We start from the raw sequence: 18,771 nt of genomic DNA, 5'->3' as shown, positions 1-18,771 counted from the left end.
AGGCATCTCGCCGTCATTCAGCTCACTCAGGAGACAAGCGATGAACGCCGTCACCCCGATGCCCGCGCCTGCGCCGCACAGCGGCTCGCGCATCACCGTGCGCACGAGCAGGGCGCTTGGCTGGCAAGGCTTCGGTGCGGAGCTGGTCAACGTGTCGGCCGGTTTGCATCGGATGCCCGCGTTTCGCCATCATCGCGTGGGCGTGCACGTTGGTGCGCCGGTGACTGCGCGCTGTCTGTGCGATGCGCGCCGCCACACGCGGATTCAGGCGCACGGCGACGCCGACGTGATCCCCGCGGGGCTCGAAGGTCAGTGGAACGATGACGCCGCCTGCACGATTTTCAGCGTCTGGTTTGCAGAGGACTTCGCGCGACGGACGGTCGAGCAACTCGCGTTGAACTCGGCCGACGCGCAGCTGCGCCCGCGCTTCCAGATGCGCGATCCGCGCTTTCAGCATCTCGCCTGGGCGCTGCGCGCGGAGCTCGAAGCGGACGATGCGTCCGATCCGCTCTACGCCGAAAGTCTGTGTACGGCGATGCTGGTGCGTCTGATCGGCGTCGAACCCATGCCGGGCAACCGGCGGCGTACGCTCGCGCCGCGCACGGCCGCACGTGTGATCGAGTTTATCGACGCGCATCTCGATCAGCGTCTGACGCTCGACGAGCTCGCCGCGCAGGCGCAACTGAGCGTGCCGCATTTCAAGGCGCTGTTTCGCGACACGCTCGGTGTGCCCGTGCATCAGTACGTGGTACAGCGCAGGGTTGAGCGCGCGCGAACGCTGCTGCTGCAGGGACGCCTCAGCGCAAGCCAGATCGCGCTCGAAACGGGCTTTGCGCATCAGAGCCATATGGCGCACTGGATGTTGCGTTTGCTCGGTGCAACGCCGCGTGAACTGCGCGGCGCCGCGCGCGATGACACGGCCATGTCGGGGCAGGAGAGGACACGACGTTGATGCGCGAACCGCGCGGCGCGGAACCCATCCGCTTCAACCGGGCGCGGCCCCCGTCAACTGCGCATAGACATCATGCGCGAGCTGCAGCAGCTCCTTGCGATCGATCCCACCCGACACCGCATAGCCAAAATCACCGTCGACCCAATAGAACACGTTGACGGGCCCCGCCTGATACAGCTTGAACGCGGTCGTATTCGCGTTCTCGCGACGATGCGAGATGCACAGCGTGACGCGCTCGCCGTTCGGTCCGCGATACATGAACTGCGCGGTCGGACCGTCGTCGCCAGGCAGCAGGCGGCCGCCCGACAGCATGAATCCGCTCTTGGACAGCATCGGCGGATGGACCTCGGTGCCGAGCCGGTGCGCGAGCCATTGCACGAAGTCCTGCTCGCGATCGGCGCTCATGTCGCCCGGCCGGTCGATCGCCGGCATGTAGACGACGTGTGCGAGCGCCGCCTGGCGCGCGAAGCCCTCGGCGCTGTCCGCGCTGACCGGACGATTTCCGGCTTGCGTTTCGGCCCCTGGGTCGGTTCGATCGATCGCAACCGGTGCAATCAGATCGTTCCTGTGCATGCCGATGCCCACGCCGAGCACGAGCGCCGCGGCCATGCCCGCGAACTGCGCGGCAAAACGCGGCCAGTTCGCGGCCGCTCGCGCGCGGCGCGGCACACCGGTCTGCAGACGCTTCGGCACAGGCTCGCTGAGCACGCGGTCGTAGCGCTCGTGAAGCAGACCATTGAGCGAAAAGTAATCGCTGACGCGCGCGGCCAGCTCCGGATTCTGTTCGAGCGCGCGCTCCACCTCGTCGCGCCGCTCGCCGGACAGCGTGCCGTCCACGTACGCGTGCAAGTCTTCTTCGCCGATCGGCATTTGCGGCTCGCTCATCGCACCACCTGTAATTTCGCACCGGGCTGGGCGCCCGCCATCAAAGCCCGCAGCCGTTCGCGTCCGCGCGAGAGCCGCGACATCACCGTGCCGATCGGAACGTTCAGCGCGAGCGCGACATCGGCATAGCTCATCTCCTCGAGACCGACCAATAGCACCACCTCGCGCTGTTCGACCGGCAGCCGCTGCAACGCGTAGTCGAGGTCGCGCATTTCGAGCGAACGCGTCTGGCCCGACGGCACCGCGAGCTCGCTTTCGGCGATGCTGTCGTCGTCGACCGCGACGTGGACCGCGCGCGCCGACGCCTTGCGCGCCTGATTCGCGAAGACGTTGTGCATGATCGTGAACAGCCACGCGCGCAGATCGGTGCCCGGCTGGAACAGACGGGTGCGGCCGAGCGCGCGCTCGAGCGTGTCCTGCACGAGGTCGTCGGCGAGCTCCCGATTGTTGATCAGCGCCCGCGCATAGCGCCGCAGACGCGGCACGTGCTCGATCAGCTCGTCACGGACATCCATGGTTGATCCCGGTCAAGCGGCGTGGGGGTGGCATCGGCTTCATTCGCGTCGGTATCGATACGCGCCGGGCCGGTCGCGGAGGCTTCCGTCGCACGATGCGTTCGAACTGCAAACACCTGTCAGCGCATTTTATTCCGCGAGGGCCGCGCGCACCGGCGTCAGCGCGCGCTCATCACGTCGGCGGCGCGCATCAGGCCGTGGGTGCGCGCATTGCCCGCGACGACGAAACGCTGCCGCCGCGCGGTCCACGTCAACAGCCGCAGTTCGCCGATGCGGCGCGCGGCCCACTGCGGCTCTTCCCGCGCAAACGGCGCCGCGGCCGACAGCACGACCACTGGTTGCTGATCGCCGTTCAGATAGACGAGTTCGTCCGCGCGCTGCAATGGCCCGAGCCGCAGCACGCGTTGCTCGACGAGGCGCAGGCCGATCGCGCCGAGATCCGGCGCGGCTGGATCGACGCGCGTCGGCGATGCCGAGGAAAAGGGCCGTGCGGTGGCTTCGGCGAGCGCCATCACGGCAGCATTATCGAGCGCTCGTGCCGACACCTGAGTCGCCAGGAGCCAACCGCTGATGGCGCTCAGCATCAGCGCGAGCGCGACGAGCGCGACAAGTGTTCGGCGTGCGCGACCACCCGGTTGCGGGCGCATGCGCAGCGGGCGCGATCCGCCGAGGCGCCCAGGCGCGGGCTCCTCGGCGGTCTGAAACGTGGCCTGGATCTGTGCGTTCAAGCGGTCGTAAAAGGCGACACGCCGTGCTTCCGCCGGATGCTTGACGAGATAGTCGCGCAGCGACGCGGCGCGCTCGGGCGTCAGCGTGCCGTCCGCATAGGCCTGGATGTCGTCTTCGGAGGGCGGAGCGCCGGAGGGGCGGTGAGTCGAGGTCATGATGACGCGCGGTCTTGATTGCTGCTATCAGACGGCAAACACGGCGGCGGAGACATTTATTCCCCGCGCCGGCGATGTTTTTTTCACGCCACGAATACAGGAATAAACGCTGCCCACCCGTGGTTCTCCCTGGTGCGAACCCGCACAACTCTCCAAGGAGTCGATCATGAAAAAGCTTTCGTTGGTTGCTTTGTCGCTCGTCGTTCTCGCCGCTTCGTCGAGCGCGTTTGCGCAGGGCAAGACACGCGCTCAGGTGTACCAGGAACTGATCGAGGCGCAGCAGAACGGTCTCGACTACATCACCGACGCGTCCTATCCCGATGTCAGTCCCGTGTTCGCACGTCAGGTCGAGCAGCGCAAGCAGGCGCTCGCCGCGCAAGCGGCGCTCGCCGCGAGCCACGTCGCGAACTCGGGAGCGCCGGCTGTTGGCACCCATTGAAGCAGCATCGGCCACTGGCGCGCGAATGGGTTTGAATGTGCGCGCCAGGGCCGGATGGAATAGACCGTAGCGAGGCGTGTTCGCCCGTACGGTCGATGAGTCGATCGACCCATCGATCGAATCGTCGATCCATCCGGCAAGGAGTTTCCGTGACACCACCCTTCGCACCCAAACCCAACCCCGCCGGCTCCGACCCGCGGCCGATCTGCGTGACATGCCGGCTCGCCGCGATCGGCGCGGTCGCGCTCGCGCTCGCGGGCGGCTTCGCCTACACCGCGGGGTGGCTGACGCCCGCGCGTCTGACCGCCCCGCGCATCATCGATACGTTCGAGGCGGTCGCGGGCCCGCATCCGGGCTATCGACGCAATCACGCCAAGGGCCTGTGCGTCGACGGCTATTTCGACAGCAACGGCAATGGCGCGGCGCTGTCGCACGCGGCAGTGTTCGCGCCGGGCCGCACGCCGGTGTCGGGTCGCTTCGCGGTGCCCGGCGGTAATCCGTCCGCGCCCGATACGAGCTCGCCGGTGCGCAGTCTCGCGCTGCAGTTCCGGCTTCGCGATGGCGAACAGTGGCGTACCGGCATGAACTCGACGCCGGTGTTCGCGGTGCATACGCCAGCTCAGTTCTATCAGCAATTGCTGGCCGCGAAGCCCGACCCTGCGACCGGCAAACCGGACCCCGCGAAGCTGAAGGCATTCTACGCGGCCAATCCCGAGACGCAGCCGTTCCAGCGCTGGGTCAAGTCGCACGCGCCGTCGTCGAGCCTCGCGAACGCCGCATACTACGGCATCGACGCGTTTCTGTTTACCGATGCCCACGGCACGACGCGCGCCGTGCGCTGGGCCGTCGTGCCCGACACGCCTTACGCGCCGATCACCGCGGCGCAGCAGGCCGAAAAGAACTTCCTCGCCGCCGATCTCGACGACCGTCTGCAACGCGGACCGTTGCGCTGGCATCTGCTGTTGACCGTCGCGCAACCGGGCGACCCGACCAGCGACGCGACGCTGCAGTGGCCCGACGACCGCCAGCGCGTCGACGCGGGGACGCTCGTGATCGAACGCACCACGTCGCAGGAGGACGGCGCCTGCCGCGACATCAACTTCGATCCGACGATCGTGCCCGCCGGCATCGCGCCATCGGACGATCCGCTGCTCGCCGCGCGCTCTGCGGCCTACGCACAGTCGTTCCAACGCCGCACGCGCGAGGAGGCGCTGCATCCCGAGATCCATCGAACCCAGCCAAACGGAGAGCCTTCATGACGCGCACCCGCACTCACTTCAGTCCGCTCGCGCGGCTGCTGCACTGGACGATGGCGCCGCTGATCGTCGCGATGCTGTTTATCGGCGTGGGCATGGTGGCGACGGTATCGCGTGCCCATGATGCGTTGGTCGCGCTGCATCGGCCGCTCGGCATCGCGTTGCTGCTGCTCGTGCTGGTGCGGCTCGCGGTGCGCGTGATGCGCGGCAGTCCGCCATTGCCCGCGCGCATGTCGAAGCCGCAACGAATCGCGGCGCATGCGTCGCACCTCGTGCTGTACGGGCTGATGCTCGCGATGCCGCTGATCGGCTGGGCGATGCTATCGGCGGCCGGCTATCCGGTCACGCTGTTCGGTCCGCTGCATCTGCCGCCGATCGCACCGCACGACGTCGCGCTGTTCGCGCTGCTGCGCGCGCTGCATACGTGGCTCGCGTTCGCGTTGTTCGCGACGGTGCTGCTGCATCTGGCGGCGGCGTTGTTGCATGGGCTGATCCTGCGCGACGGAGTGTGGGGCAGCATGGCCCGCGGCGAACGCTGATATGGGTCGAACCGCGGCTTGACCGGGTTGCTCCCGAACTGTCCAGATCGCCCGCCCTGGCGATTTTCGTCCAACGCGTAAAATGGCCGGTTATCACTGGCAAATCGCAACTGGACAGAATCGGCCGGGCGTCGCGCGGCGCCCCGTCATGGTCCACGCGCGCTTGCCTTCGCCGGTTTGAACAGGAATGCACGCGGATGTCGTCAGTTTTCTTCGATCGGGAAAGGATTGCGGAATGGCTCGGTGAGCGCACCGTCGCCAAGGCGCGCTCGGTGGGCGCGGTCAGCAACGTCAAATGGCAGGGGGACACGCTGTCGGGCGACGTGCAGGGCTCGCAGCCGCGGCCGTACCTGACGCGGGTTCGCTTTCGTACCGATGGCGGGTCGCCGTCGGCCGAAGGCAAATGCACGTGCCCGGTCGGCCGCAATTGCAAGCACGTCGCGGCGCTACTGCTTGCGGAACTCCACTACCACGACGAGATGGATCACATCACACAGGTCGAGGACGGCAGTGACCCGGCGAGGTCGGAGGTATTCATCGCGCGACGGATTACGGTGCCGGGCGCGCCGCCGGCGCCGTCACCGTCTCCATCTTCATCTCAAGGTGTGCGACCCGAACTGGTCAGCTGGCTCGAGCGTTTTCGCGCGCGCGCCCGCGTGGCCGACGCCGCCGAAAAAGACGCCGCCCGGAAGCTCGACGCCACGCGCAAGGAAACGCTCGCCTATCGGCTCAACTGGTCGCGTTTTCATATGCGCCACGAAGTCGTGCTGCATCGCGCGCGTTGCGACGCGGACGGCGTGATCGTCGAAGTCGGCGACAGTTGGGGCGACGTCGAAGGCGCGCTGCTCAGGCAGCCGCGCTTCGTGTCCGACGAAGACCTGTCGATCCTCCGCGGCCTATGGCTCGGTCGCTCGCGCGAGGACCTGGGCCAGTTCGTGCTGCGAGGCACGAGTGGCGCGGAAACGCTGCAGAAGCTGATCGCGACCGGGCGCCTGTTCTTCGACTTCGGGATCGCGCCGGGCCAGGCCGGACCGACGCCGCTCGCGCGCGCCGCCGACCGCCTCGGGCGCATCGAGTGGGAGCCGCTCGCCGACGAGCGCCTGCGCCCGGTACTGCGCACCGAACCGCGCGCGAGCATGGTGCTGCCGACCGAGCCGGTCTGGTACGTGGACGGCGTCGCCAACGAGGCGGGCGTCGTGCCACTGTCGCTGCCGTTCCAGCAACTGCCCGACTACCTCGCGATGCCGCCGATCTCGCTCGCCGAGGCGCCGCTCGTCGCGTCGGTGCTGCGCGAGATCGCGCCCGAGCTGCCGCTGCCGCCGACCCACGACGCGCCCGCGATTCGGGTGATCGACGTCGAACCGGTGCCGGTGCTGACGCTGAACAGCCATGCGCTGCCCGGCGCGGGGAAGGGCATCAAAACGGCGAAAACGGCGAAGGCCGCGAAGGCCGCGGAGCGCAAGTCCGCCGCGCTAGAGCTGGCGGCCGCGAGCTTCGACTACGACGGTGTCAGCATCAACGCCGACAGCAGCGTGACGCTGGTGCCGTTGCCGGGCGGCGACGTGATTCACATCCGCCGGCGCTACGACGCCGAGAAAAAGCGTCTGCTGGAATTGCGCAAGACCGGTCTGCAAAAGGTGCCGACGCGCAACCTGCATGCGTCGCGTCTGTTGCCCGACACGATGCTCGGACTGCCCGACACCGACGCGTGGTCCGAGTTCGTCAACGACGCGGTGCCGGATCTGGTCGCGAAGGGCTGGCGCGTGACGATGGCGCCCGAGTTCCGCTACAACGTGATCGAGATCGACGCGATCGACGGCACCGCGCAGCAGGCCGGCGACGGCTGGTTCGATCTGGAGATGGGCATCCGCGTCGGTGAGCGCAACGTGCGGCTCGAACCGCTGCTGGCCGATCTGTTCCGGCGCGACCGGCGCTGGCTCTCCGGCGCGCTGGAGCGTATTCGAGACGACGAGCCGATCGAGCTGAAGACCGAGGAGAACAAGCGCCTGCGGTTGCGCGCCGATCGTCTGAAGCCGGTGGTGCGCGTGCTGGTCGATCTGTTCGATTCGCTCGGCGGCGCGCTTGCCGAAGGCGCGCCTCTGCGCGTGCCCGCGGTCGATGCGGGTCGCCTCGATGCGCTGCACGACACCGGCCGCTGGCAGTTCAGCGGCGACGATTCGATCCGCGAGCTCGCGCGCCGTCTGCAAGCCGGTCCGGGCCTGCGCGAAGTGCCGGTGCCGCGCGGGCTGAAGGCCGAGCTGCGCGGGTATCAGCACCAGGGCCTGAACTGGATGCAGTTCCTGCGCGAACAGGATCTGGCCGGCGTGCTCGCCGACGACATGGGCCTCGGCAAAACCGTGCAGACGCTCGCGCACGTTCTCGCCGAGAAGGAAGCGGGGCGGCTCACGCATCCCGCGCTGATCGTCGTGCCGACCACGCTCGTGCACAACTGGCGCGAGGAAGCGCGCCGCTTTGCGCCGGAGCTGAAAGTGCTGGTGCTGAACGGGCCGCAGAGAAAGGAGCGTTTCGAGCAGATCGGCGAAGCCGAGCTGATCCTGACCACTTATGCGCTGTTGTGGCGCGATCAGAAGGTGCTCGCCGAGCACGACTATCATCTGCTGATTCTCGATGAGGCGCAGTACGTGAAGAACGCGACCACCAAAGCCGCCCAGGCGATTCGCGGCTTGCAGGCGCGGCATCGGCTGTGCCTGACGGGCACGCCGCTCGAGAATCATCTCGGCGAGCTGTGGTCGCAATTCGATTTTCTGCTGCCGGGCTTTCTCGGCAGCCAGAAGGACTTCACGCGACGCTGGCGCAATCCGATCGAAAAGAACGGCGACGACGTGCGCCGCGCGTTGCTCGCGCGCCGCATCCGGCCGTTCATGCTGCGCCGTCGCAAGGACGAGGTCGCGAAGGAGCTGCCGCCGAAGACGACGATCGTGTGTCCGGTCGATCTCGAAGGCGCGCAGCGCGACCTGTACGAAACCGTGCGCACCGCGATGCAGCAGAAGGTGCGCGCGGCGGTCAGCGCGCAGGGGCTCGCGCGCAGCCACATCATCGTGCTCGATGCGTTGCTGAAGCTGCGCCAGGTGTGCTGCGATCCACGGCTCGTGCGCACCGCCAGCGGTATCGGGGACGGCGCTGCTACGGGCGGCGGCGAGCGCGCGATACGCTCGGCCAAGCTCGATCTGCTGCTGTCGATGCTGCCCGAGCTGATCGAGGAGGGACGCCGCGTGCTGCTGTTCTCGCAGTTCACCGGCATGCTCGCGTTGATCGCCGAGGCGCTCGACGAAGCCGCCATCCAGTACGTCATGCTGACGGGCGACACGGCCGATCGCGTGAGCCCGGTCGAGCGGTTCCAGCAGGGCGAGGTGCCGCTGTTCCTGATCAGCCTGAAGGCCGGCGGCGTGGGGCTGAACCTGACCGCCGCCGACACGGTGATCCACTATGACCCGTGGTGGAACCCGGCCGCCGAGAACCAGGCGACCGACCGCGCGCATCGGCTGGGACAGGACAAGCCGGTATTCGTGTACAAGTTGATCGCGGCCGGCAGCATCGAGGAAAAGATCGTCGCGTTGCAGGAGCACAAGGCCGGGCTCGCCGACAGCATTCTCGCGGAAGATGCGGCCGGCGCCGCAAAGTTCTCGGACGACGATCTCGACGCGCTGTTCGCGCCTATGCCGGACCTCGAAGGCGCGCGTTGAACGCGCGGGCAAGCGACCGAACGAGGCAACGCAGACGGGCCACGCAGACACGCAAGGGGAAATCTGACGCGCCGCGGCAACGCCAATCGGGGCCACACTGTAACAAAGCGTCTGTGTATGTAAATTACCGTCGATGGGACTTCAAACTCATACCAATTTCGAACTCGCGCTGTGTAAGGCTTGCGCGTCGCGCGCGGCTGGTGCGGCGCGTAATAACTACTTCGCCAACGGTTACAAAGGAAGTTCTTTCATCTTGAGCACGGCTGTTCTTCCAGCTAACGTGACGTTACTCGTGCGGTTAGACCCCGGCGAGCGTGTGTAGTGTTTGTGGGCGGCGTTGCTTCGACAGGGGCAGCGCCGCATTTTTTTGCCTGCGACCCTAACGCTGCGCATCACCCGCTGACGGCCCGTCTCGCGGCGCGTCATCGCGTCGGCCGACAATGTGAAGCAGTCGAATGCCTCATGCAAAACGAGGGCTTTGAGTCGCTCGCCCGACCAGGCCGACTGCCTCGAATGACAACTCGACCGGGACAAAATCTAACAATGTTTAAACGATTTATTTTGAGATTATTCTTATACTGAACGCGCAATTGTTAAATAAGAGTACCTGAAAGGAATCTTAAAGCCGATAAGCGAGCATGGTCAAAAAGCCGCTCCAGCAAGGATCTTCCGTCCACAGTGTCGCTTCCTTCCGGCGCCGGCTAGTGGTGGCAGACCAGAAAAACCTGAAAAGCGCGTCAGCCATTTCTGATTAGGGTTTTTCGCGACGGATTGCCGGTACACGGCAAACGGGAAGAAAGAAGGTTTTCGATTATCATGATCTGCCCTGCATAATCGCTATGGAAATTACATTTATGCGCTGATTTCCGCTTCATGAAAGCAGCGTCATGGCGGGGGACGGCGAGGGACCATTAATCAGAAAGTAACAGCCGGAATTTTTTGGGAAGCCGGATCGGCGGTGCTGCGCCGTCATCCCGGTCGTCAGCCGGTATACCGGCCGTCAGCCATGAAGGCGCTGTTGCGTTGTGGGGTGTTATGAGAATTGCAGTCCTCGATGATGATTCGGCTCAGGCCGACCTTGTGTGTCAAACGCTGTCCGCCGCTGGACACGTCTGTCACGCGTATGGCGCAGGGCGCGAACTCGTGCGCCAGTTGCGTCGTCAGACGTTCGATCTGCTCGTGCTCGACTGGAACGTTCCCGACATGTCCGGCGAAGAAGTGCTTCGCTGGGTGCGCGAAAGCCTGTCCGAGCGCCTGCCGGTGCTGTTCATGACGAGCCGCGGCCGCGAAACCGACATCACTTCGATTCTGAATACCGGTGCCGACGACTATCTCGTCAAGCCCGTGTCGGGCGCCGTACTGCTCGCGCGGGTTGGTTCGCTGCTGCGGCGCGCGTATTACCTGAAGCCGCCGGCAACGAGGGAAGTATTCGGCGACTTCGAGTTCGACCTGAGCGTCAAGCACGTCGTGGTCCGCGGCACCCCGGTCTCCGTCACGCAGAAAGAGTTCGAACTCGCGCTGCTGCTGTTCCAGCATATGAGCCGGCCGTTGTCGCGCGCACACATTCTCGACGTGATCTGGAAGCAGGCCACGGACATCCCGTCGCGCACGATGGACACTCATGTGTCGATGTTGCGCAGCAAGCTCGGTCTGCGCCCCGAGCACGGTTATCGGCTCACGCCGATCTACGGCTATGGCTACCGCCTCGAGCGGATCGAAACCGGCACACCACCGGCCGCCGACGACGAACCCACTGAAGAAGCGGGGGAAGCGTGACGGTCTGCGTGGATGGGGCGGCATCGGGCAGCGCCGCCATGCCCGGCCGCCGCGCCGCCGCGTGGCTTGCCGCGGCCTGTCTGATGGCAACGGGCGCGACCGGCTGGAGCGCGCTCGCGCACGCGCAGCCCGCGCGCGGCAAGACCGGAGCGAAGGCGTCGCCGGTCTACGCTTCGTACACGACGCACGAGGGCGACACGCTGTATGACATCGCCGCCCGCTACATGGCCGATCCGACCGACTGGGCGCTGTTGAGCAGCCTCAATCACGTGCCCGCGCCGCGCCGCATGGCGGCCGGCATCGTGCTGCGTTTGCCGTCCCGAAGGCTGCGCCAGGATCGGGACACGGCTCGCGTGATCGCGACCAGCGGTCCAGTCGAGCACGCGTTCGACTCGAGCCCCTATCTGCCGCTGAAAACCGGTGAAACGCTTGCCGAAGGCGATCGCTTGCGTACCGGCGCGAACGGGTTCGCGACGCTCGAGCTGCCCGGCGGCTCATACGTGACGATCGCGCAGAACGGCGAACTCAATATCGAGAGACTGCGGCACGTCACGCTGACCGGCGTCGTCGATCGCGTCTTTGAGCTGCGCGCCGGCGAGGTCGAGAGCCAGGTCACGCATGCGAAGCGACGCGATGATCGCTTCCAGATCCGTTCGCCTTCGGTGGTCGCCGGAGTGCGCGGCACGCGTTTTCGCGTCGATTACGACGGCGACACGCAAACCACCGCGGTGGCGGTGCTCGACGGCGCGGTCGGCGTCGATCCGGCCACGCAGCATGGCCAGAGCGCCGCGCCGGCGCCAGGCAGGCCGTTGCAGGCGTCCGAGCAGCTGGTCGAGGCAAGCTTCGGCAACGTCACGCACTCGGGCGGCGCGGTCGGCAGTCCGGTCCAGCTGTTGCCCGCACCCGCGCTCGCGCGGCCGGCGCGCGTGCAGGACGGCAAGAGCGTCGCGTTCGACGTCAACCCGGCCGAGCACGCGGTCGGCTATCGGCTGCAGATTTCGCACGACGCCGATCAACTGGACCTGGTGCGAGACCTGCGTGTGAGCGCGCCGCATGCCGACTTCGGCGATCTGCCCGACGGCACGTACTTCGTGCGCGTCGCGTCGACCGATAGCAACGGTCTCGACGGCCTGCCGAACGTGTACGCGTTCGAGCGCCGCCAGCTGGGGCTGGACGCTTCGGCCGCGCAGCGCGCGGGTGGCCGCGACTACGAGTTCCGCTGGTTCGTCAGCCGCAGCAACGTGCCGACCCGTTTCCGCTTCCTGCTCGCGAACACGGCCGAACTGAGCCATCCGGTAATCGATCGCCCCGATCTGCCGGGCGGCGAACTCGTGATCAGCGATCTGCCTCCGGGCGTCTACTACTGGACGATCGTCGCCGAGCAGTTCGACAACGGCCGCTTCTACGAAAAGAGCAGTCCGGTCCGCTCCTTTACGCTTGCGCGCTGACGCTGGTAGATTCTCGGGGCCGGCCTGCTGGCCGGTCCGTCCTCCCGTTCCCGACTACATCGTCCCGTGCCCGCCACTTCTACGCGAATGAGCCTCGATCCGCGCGCCCGTCTCGGACGGCGGGCGGGCCGGCGCTTTCTGATCGAGTGGGTCAGCGTTGGCTGTCTCGGCTTCGTGGTGATCCTGCTGACGTCGTTCGGGCGCGTCGGCGCCGGCATCGATCTGCTGGTGTACGACCAGTTTCTGAAGCTGCGCGAGCAGCCGCGGCTGTCCGACATCGTCGTCGTCGAGATCGACAACGCGAGCATCGACGCACTCGGCCGCTGGCCGTGGCCGCGCAGCGTGCACGCGCGGCTGCTCGAGCAGATCGCCGCGGCCAAACCTGCCGCGGTGATCTACGACGTGCTGTTCACCGAGCCCAATGTCGACGACGCCCAGCTCGCCCACGCCATTGCGCTGAGCCCGACCTATCTGCCCGTGCTGCTGACGCCGCCCGATGCGAGCGGCAAGCGCACCGTCGATGAACCCGTCGCGCCGCTCGCGCAGGCTGCTGCCGGGCTCGGTCACATCAATTTCGAAGTGGACAGCGACGGCATCGTGCGCAGCGTCGCGCGCTTCCAGGGCGATGAGCGCTCGCGCTGGCCGCAACTGACGGTGCTCGTCGCCGACGCGGTCGAACACGGCAAGCTGCATCTGCGCGGCGGCCTGCCGCCGCGCTCCTCGAACGAGCCCGCACGCGGCAGCGACGACGGCGGCGAAGAGCGCTTCCTGATTCCGTTCGGCCCGAACGCCGCGAACTACCCAAGGCTCAGTTTCGCCGACGTGCTCGCCGGCAAGGTGCCGGCCGATCAGTTGCGCGGGCGCATCGTCGTGATCGGCGTGACGGCGTCGGGTCTGTACGACCGCTTCGCGACACCGGTATCGGGCGAGCTCGGTCCGCTGCCCGGCGTCTACATCCACGCGAACGTGCTCGACACGCTGCTGAGCGGCCGCGAGATCCAGCCGGTCGCGCTGTGGGTCGTGTTCGCGGCGGCGCTCGGGCCGCTCGCCGCGCTGCTCGCCGGCTTCCTCGTGCTGTCGCCGCGCCGCTCGTTGTTGCTGACCGGCGCGCTGGTGCTGCTCGCCGCGACCGGCAGCGCGCTGCTGCTGTACGGCGGCAGGCTGTGGATCTCGCCGGTGCCGGCGATCCTCGGCGTCGTGATCGTCTATCCGATCTGGAACTGGCGACGCCTCGAAATGACGATGGCGTATCTGCGCGGCGAACTGCAGCGTCTCGCCGACGAGCCGCATCTGCTGCCCGAGACGCCGAAGCGCCGCCGCGAGTTCGGCGGCGACGTGCTCGCGCAGCACATGGCGCTGATGGCGCAGGCCGCGCAACGGGTGCAGGACATGAAGCGCTTCGTGTGGGGCAGCCTCGATAGCGTGCCGGAGCCGATTCTCGTCAGCGACGTGGCCGGCGTCGTGCTGATCGCGAATCACGCGGCGAAAGCGCATTTCGCTCGGCTAGGCGCGCCGATGCCCGAAGGCCAGCCGATGCATTGCGTGCTCGGTGGTCTCACGCTCGTGAAGACGATCGATACCGGCGCGGCCACGGACAACGAGCGCAGTCTGTCCGCGCACGCGCACTGGCCGGCGCTCCTCGATCCGACGCGCGGCGAGTTCGCGGCGCTGATGGCGCAGGGCGTCGAGGTGCGCGACGCGAACGAGCGCGACCATCTGCTGCGCTATGCGACCTGCACCAACGCGCAGGGCGAGACGACCGGCTGGATCGCCGGTCTCGTCGACGTGTCGGCGCTGCATGCGGCCGAGCGTCAGCGCGAAGACGCGCTGCGGCTGCTGTCGCACGACATGCGCTCGCCGCAGGCGTCGATCATTGCGCTGGTCGAGATCGAGCGCGCGCGGACCGAGCCTGCGCTCGCGCGCAGCGTGCTGGAGCGCATCGAACGCTACGCGCAACGCGCGCTCACGCTTGCCGACGACTTCGTGCAACTGGCGCGCGCCGAATCGCAGGCCTATGTGCTCGAGCCGCTGAGTCTGACCGAACTCGTCATCGATGCGAGCGACGAGGTCTGGCCGCAGGCGCATGCGAAGCGCATCGCGCTGCATACGGAATCCGCCGACGACGCCGACGACGATCCCTGGATCTGCGCCGACCGCTCGCTGATGACACGCGCGCTCGTCAATATCTTGAACAATGCGGTCAAGTACAGTCCGCCCGACACGCGCATCGTATGCAGCTTCGCTGGCCAGCCGGCGGCAAAGCGCGCGGGCAGCGAGGCGCCGCGCGTGTCGTGCACGATCCGCGACCAGGGCTATGGCATTCCTGAGGAGCAGCAAGCGGGATTGTTCGAGCGCTTTCGCCGTTTTCACGAGGCGGAGCGGCCGGAAGTGGGCGGCGCGGGACTCGGCATGGCGTTCGTCAAAACCGTCGTCACGCGCCACGGTGGCAGCGTCGAAGTCGTCAGCGCGCCCGGCGAGGGGACGGCCTTCACGATCTGGCTGCCCGCGCTCGACGACGCGCCCCTCGACGAATCGATCGCACCGCGCGTCTGATGCGCCTTTGATGTATTCGATGTACTAGAGAGAAAACAAACAATGGCAAAGATCGCTCACCTCTGTGCCGCGCTGGCCGCGGCGAGCCTCACCGCTTGCGCGGGCCTGAGCGCCGACGTGCACACCGTCTCCGCTAACGGCGCCGACCGCGCCGTTGCGCTGCAAGGCGAGCAGACCTATTCGCTCGCGCGCACGCAGCCGCAGGACGACAGCGCCGACCATCCGCAAGTCGAAAAGCTGTTGCGCGACGAGTTGGCGAAACACGGGCTCGTCGATACGGCGGACAAGCCCGCGCATTATCTGCTGTCGATGGCGTATAGCACGCGGCCGGCGTCGATCGGCATCGGCGGTGAGGATTGCGCGCCCGCCGATTGCGGCGCGGGCAGCGACGGTCCAAGCGCGCTGTTGTTTGGGCGCAAGTATCAGCACGCGCTGACGCTGCGCTTTTTCGACTACGCGAGCGGCGCCGAGCGCTACAAGGTCGGCGCGGTGTTCATGGATCGCGACGCGGACCCGCTGCATGCACTGCCGTTGCTCGTGAAAACCGCGCTCGCGAAGCTGCCGTTCGATGCGCCGGCCGACTGGCGTGTGAAGCTCAGCATCGACAAGACGAGCGGTGTGCCGAACGTCGAGTCGATGGAGCCGCTGCAGCGTTAAAACGCAGCCTCGGATCGCCGGGGCCACGAGTATCAGTTATTCCTGCGCCGGCTCGTCTTGCGGCCAGCGGTTTTCGAACACGCAATCGGCGAGCGGCAGACGGCTCGCCCAGCGCTCCGTTTCGAGCATCGGCTCGCTATAGAAGGCAGCGACGTGGCCGAGGCACAGAATCGCGACCGGCCGCGCGCCTTCCGGCATCCCCAGTAGCTGGTGCACCGCGTCGACATCGAATAGCGACACCCAACCAAGCCCGAGTCCTTCCGCGCGCGCGGCGAGCCACATGTTCTGGATCGCGCACGCGACCGACGCGAGATCCATCTCCGGCAGCGTGCGGCGGCCGAAGACGTGTCGCTCGCGCCCGTCCATCAACGCGATCACCAGCAGCTCCGCGCATTCGCGCATGCCTTCCACCTTCAGCTTCATGAACTCGTCGCGGCGCTTGCCGAGCGCATCGGCGGTGGCGAGCCGTTCGCGCTCGACGATGTCGCGCAAGCCCGTGCGCAGCGCCGCGTCGGTGATGCGCACGATGCGCCACGGCTGCATGTAGCCGACGCTCGGCGCGTGATGCGCCGCGTCGAGCAGACGCCGCAGCACCGCCGGATCGACCGGATCGGGCACGAAGTGGCGCATGTCGCGGCGTTCGTAAATCGCGCGATAGACCGCTTCGCGCTCGGAGTCGTCAAAAGGCTTCGCCATGAAAGAGGGCGGCCGTGAAAGCCGGGTTGGAGGGCCAGTAAGCGTGCATATAGGTTGCCACAATCGGGCCCACGCGGAACACCGCTTCGCCGGGCGTGTCGCTGTGCGCGCGCGTGGCGAAGCGCTGCGGCGCGAGCGGCGTCGCGAGCTTCGAGTAGTGGAACGTGTGGCCGGTCAGCGTGCCGTGGACGCCATCGATCTGCTGCATGCCGAGCGACGTGAAGCGCGTTTGCATCGTCGCGTGACCGGGCAGCAGGCCCAGCATCGGCGTGCTGGTGCCTTGCGCGTCGGTCAGCGTGTCGAGCAGATAGAGCATGCCGCCGCACTCGGCGACCACCGGTTTGTCCGCCTCGACGTGCGCGCGGATCGATGCCGCGCTGGTCGAGTTGCCCGCGAGCGTCGCCAGATGCAGCTCGGGATAGCCGCCCGGCAGATAGAGCGCGTGCGTGCCGGCGGGCAACGCTTCGTCGGCAAGCGGCGAGAAATAGCTGAGCCGCGCGCCGAGCGCTTCGAGCAGCGCGACGTTGGCCGGATAGATGAATGAGAACGCGGCGTCGCGCGCGATCGCGATGTGCTTGCCTTCGAGCAGACGCGGCAGCACTTCGGGCGAGGGCACGCCGAAATCGACCGGCGCCGGCAGTTCGGCGAGCGCGGTCGACGCGAGCGTATCCGCCGCGCGTTCCAGGCGCGCTTCGAGATCGTCGATTTCATCGGCCTGGTGTAGGCCGAGGTGGCGGTCGGGCAGCGTGATCTCGTCGCTCGCGGCGAGGTGGCCGCACCAGCGCAACTCGGGCGGCAGTGCTTCCTGCAGCATCTGCGCGTGCCGAGCCGAGCCGACGCGATTCGCGAGCACGCCGTGGAACGGCAGTTGCGGTCTGAAGCGCGCAAGGCCGAACGCGACCGCGGCGAAGGTCTGCGCCATCGCCTGCGCGGAAATCACCGCGAGCACCGGCACGCCGAACGTGGTCGCCAGATCGGCGCTGCTCGGCGTGCCGTCGAACAGGCCCATCACGCCTTCGATCAGGATCAGATCGGCTTCTTGCGCCGCCCGCGCGAGCAGGTTGCGGCATGCGCTTTCGCCGACCATCCACAGATCGAGCGACAGCACCGGCGCGCCGCTCGCGCGCGCGAGGATCATCGGATCGAGAAAATCCGGCCCGGTCTTGAACACGCGCACGCGACGTCCGAGCCGCCGGTGATAGCGCGCGAGACCGGCGGTGATCGTGGTTTTGCCTTGTCCCGACGCGGGCGCGCTAATGAACAGCGCGGGGCACGCCCCGAAGGAAGTCCCCTGGGGGGACGCCCCGAAGGAAGTCCCCTTGGGGGGCGCCCCGGACGAAGCCCCGTTAGGGGACGCCGACATCGCTCAGAACTCCACGCCGCGCTGCGCCTTCACACCTTGCTCGCGATACGGATGCTTGATCGCGCGCATTTCGGTGACGAGGTCGGCGGCTTCGATCAGCGCGTCCGGCGCATGGCGTCCGGTCACGACGACATGCAACATCGGCGCACGCGCGTTGATCACCGCGAGCACTTCGTCGAGCGGCAGGTATTCGTACTTCAGCACGGTGTTCAGCTCGTCGAGGATCACCATCTGGTAGTCGCCGCTTTCGATCATCCGCCGCGCTTCGTTCCAGCCTTTGCGCGCGGTCGCCATGTCGGCCTCGCGGTTCTGCGTGTTCCACGTGTAGCCGTCGCCCATCGTGACGAAATCGCATTGCGCGATCGCGCCGAGGAAATCGCGCTCCGACGTATGCAGCGCGCCCTTGATGAACTGCACGACGCCGAGCCGCATGCCGTGGCCGAGCACCCGCACGGCCATGCCGAAGGCGGCCGTGCTCTTGCCCTTGCCGGTGCCGGTGTTGACGATCAGCAGGCCTTTTTCGACGGTCGCGCCGGCCTGCTTCTTTTCGTGGCCTTCGCGGCGGCGTTCGGTCATGCGTTGATGCGATTCCGGATCGGTTTTCATCGAGGGTCCTGGTTTTGAGGGGCGGGATGGGATGGGGGCGCGTCGCTAAGGGCAGCATTGTTCGCCGCTGCGATCGCCACCGTGATGCCAGCGTGCGCGGTCTTGCGTACGATTAGGCGCGCGTTTTGCGCGGTTGTGGTGGAGTCCGGCGCCGTTGCCGCCAGCAGCGCGCACGGCTCGCACACACCATCGACACCGAGATGCGCGTGTGCCGCCGCCGACGGCGACGCGACCGATACCGCGGCGATCTGCTCGCGGCTGAACAGTTGCAGCGGCAGCTGATGACGTGAGCAGAATTCGAGCAGACCGGCTTCGTTGGCTTTGGTGTCGATCGTCGCGATCGCGCGGATCTGCTCGAAGGCATTCGATCCGAGCGCTGCGCGGACGGCGGCTTCGATCTCAGCGGCTTTGCTGTGCAAGCGGCAACCGATGCCGACGCTCAGCGTTTTGATCGCGCGTCCGAGTCCGTGTCGTGTCGCGCTCGCTGCCAGTTCGTGA

16 protein-coding genes are annotated in these 18,771 nt (G+C 67.1%); 9 read left to right on the top strand and 7 right to left on the bottom strand.

Features of this window, described 5'->3' with window-relative positions:
• The first annotated feature begins 40 nt into the window (after positions 1–40).
• Complete coding sequence (locus tag OKW37_RS30965) at positions 41–952, top strand: helix-turn-helix domain-containing protein (protein ID WP_429403191.1); 912 nt, start codon at positions 41–43, stop codon at positions 950–952.
• 33 nt (positions 953–985) lie between these two features.
• Here the strand turns inward: OKW37_RS30965 and OKW37_RS30960 are convergent, their stop codons facing one another.
• The 3 genes from OKW37_RS30960 to OKW37_RS30950 all read right to left on the bottom strand — a co-directional run bounded on the left by OKW37_RS30960 (position 986) and on the right by OKW37_RS30950 (position 3,236).
• On the bottom strand, positions 986–1,837 hold the full coding sequence (locus tag OKW37_RS30960) for an anti-sigma factor family protein (RefSeq protein ID WP_429403190.1): 852 nt from the start codon (positions 1,835–1,837) through the stop codon (positions 986–988).
• Positions 1,834–2,352 carry a sigma-70 family RNA polymerase sigma factor gene (locus tag OKW37_RS30955; protein WP_018421072.1) on the bottom strand — a complete coding sequence of 173 codons (519 nt, stop codon included), beginning with the start codon at positions 2,350–2,352 and terminating at the stop codon, positions 1,834–1,836. Before OKW37_RS30955 ends, OKW37_RS30960 begins: the two co-directional genes overlap by 4 nt.
• 158 nt (positions 2,353–2,510) lie before the next feature.
• The gene (locus OKW37_RS30950) at positions 2,511–3,236 is read right to left on the bottom strand and encodes an anti-sigma factor family protein (protein WP_429403189.1); all 726 of its coding nucleotides are present in this window, start codon (positions 3,234–3,236) and stop codon (positions 2,511–2,513) included.
• Between the two features lie 166 nt (positions 3,237–3,402).
• On the opposite strand from OKW37_RS30950, the gene OKW37_RS30945 reads away from it, so the two are divergent.
• The 8 genes from OKW37_RS30945 (at position 3,403) to OKW37_RS30910 (ending at position 15,608) form a co-directional block, all read left to right on the top strand.
• Positions 3,403–3,675, top strand: a complete 273-nt coding sequence (locus tag OKW37_RS30945; RefSeq protein WP_184068896.1) for a DUF4148 domain-containing protein — start codon at positions 3,403–3,405, stop codon at positions 3,673–3,675.
• Between the two features lie 149 nt (positions 3,676–3,824).
• On the top strand, positions 3,825–4,934 hold the full coding sequence (locus tag OKW37_RS30940) for a catalase family peroxidase (protein WP_429403188.1): 1,110 nt from the start codon (positions 3,825–3,827) through the stop codon (positions 4,932–4,934).
• Complete coding sequence (locus OKW37_RS30935) at positions 4,931–5,470, top strand: cytochrome b (RefSeq protein ID WP_090805927.1); 540 nt, start codon at positions 4,931–4,933, stop codon at positions 5,468–5,470. The genes OKW37_RS30940 and OKW37_RS30935 overlap by 4 nt, the downstream gene beginning before the upstream one ends.
• A gap of 197 nt (positions 5,471–5,667) precedes the next feature.
• Positions 5,668–9,174, top strand: a complete 3,507-nt coding sequence (locus tag OKW37_RS30930) for an SNF2-related protein (protein WP_429403187.1) — start codon at positions 5,668–5,670, stop codon at positions 9,172–9,174.
• Positions 9,175–10,209: 1,035 nt separating this feature from the next.
• On the top strand, positions 10,210–10,950 hold the full coding sequence (locus OKW37_RS30925) for a response regulator transcription factor (RefSeq protein WP_429403186.1): 741 nt from the start codon (positions 10,210–10,212) through the stop codon (positions 10,948–10,950).
• Positions 10,947–12,398, top strand: coding sequence for a FecR domain-containing protein (locus OKW37_RS30920; RefSeq protein ID WP_429403185.1), 1,452 nt, complete (start codon positions 10,947–10,949; stop codon positions 12,396–12,398). The genes OKW37_RS30925 and OKW37_RS30920 overlap by 4 nt, the downstream gene beginning before the upstream one ends.
• A 66-nt stretch (positions 12,399–12,464) precedes the next feature.
• A complete protein-coding gene (locus tag OKW37_RS30915; protein WP_429403184.1) occupies positions 12,465–14,951 on the top strand; it encodes a CHASE2 domain-containing protein in 2,487 nt (828 codons plus the stop codon).
• A 42-nt stretch (positions 14,952–14,993) separates the two neighbouring features.
• Positions 14,994–15,608 carry a DUF4136 domain-containing protein gene (locus OKW37_RS30910; RefSeq protein WP_429403183.1) on the top strand — a complete coding sequence of 205 codons (615 nt, stop codon included), beginning with the start codon at positions 14,994–14,996 and terminating at the stop codon, positions 15,606–15,608.
• A gap of 36 nt (positions 15,609–15,644) precedes the next feature.
• Here OKW37_RS30910 and bluB read toward each other — a convergent pair whose 3' ends face one another.
• From bluB to OKW37_RS30890, 4 genes are read right to left on the bottom strand one after another with little or no spacing between them, the layout of a single operon-like run.
• A complete protein-coding gene (bluB, locus tag OKW37_RS30905) occupies positions 15,645–16,304 on the bottom strand; it encodes a 5,6-dimethylbenzimidazole synthase (protein ID WP_429403182.1) in 660 nt (219 codons plus the stop codon).
• Positions 16,288–17,667, bottom strand: coding sequence for a cobyrinate a,c-diamide synthase (locus OKW37_RS30900; protein ID WP_429403181.1), 1,380 nt, complete (start codon positions 17,665–17,667; stop codon positions 16,288–16,290). Before OKW37_RS30900 ends, bluB begins: the two co-directional genes overlap by 17 nt.
• A 3-nt stretch (positions 17,668–17,670) precedes the next feature.
• Positions 17,671–18,273: a cob(I)yrinic acid a,c-diamide adenosyltransferase gene (gene cobO, locus OKW37_RS30895; RefSeq protein ID WP_090805916.1), complete on the bottom strand. Its 603-nt coding sequence runs from the start codon at positions 18,271–18,273 to the stop codon at positions 17,671–17,673.
• A complete protein-coding gene (locus OKW37_RS30890; protein WP_429404329.1) occupies positions 18,270–18,704 on the bottom strand; it encodes a cobalamin biosynthesis protein in 435 nt (144 codons plus the stop codon). The genes cobO and OKW37_RS30890 overlap by 4 nt, the downstream gene beginning before the upstream one ends.
• Positions 18,705–18,771 lie beyond the last annotated feature (67 nt).

The sequence above is a fragment of the Paraburkholderia sp. MM5482-R2 genome, from assembly GCF_050436125.1.
GTDB classification, from domain to species: Bacteria; Pseudomonadota; Gammaproteobacteria; order Burkholderiales; family Burkholderiaceae; genus Paraburkholderia; species Paraburkholderia tuberum.
The sequence above is the reverse complement of the archived record's forward strand: the minus strand, read 5'-3'. Positions and strand labels throughout refer to the sequence as shown.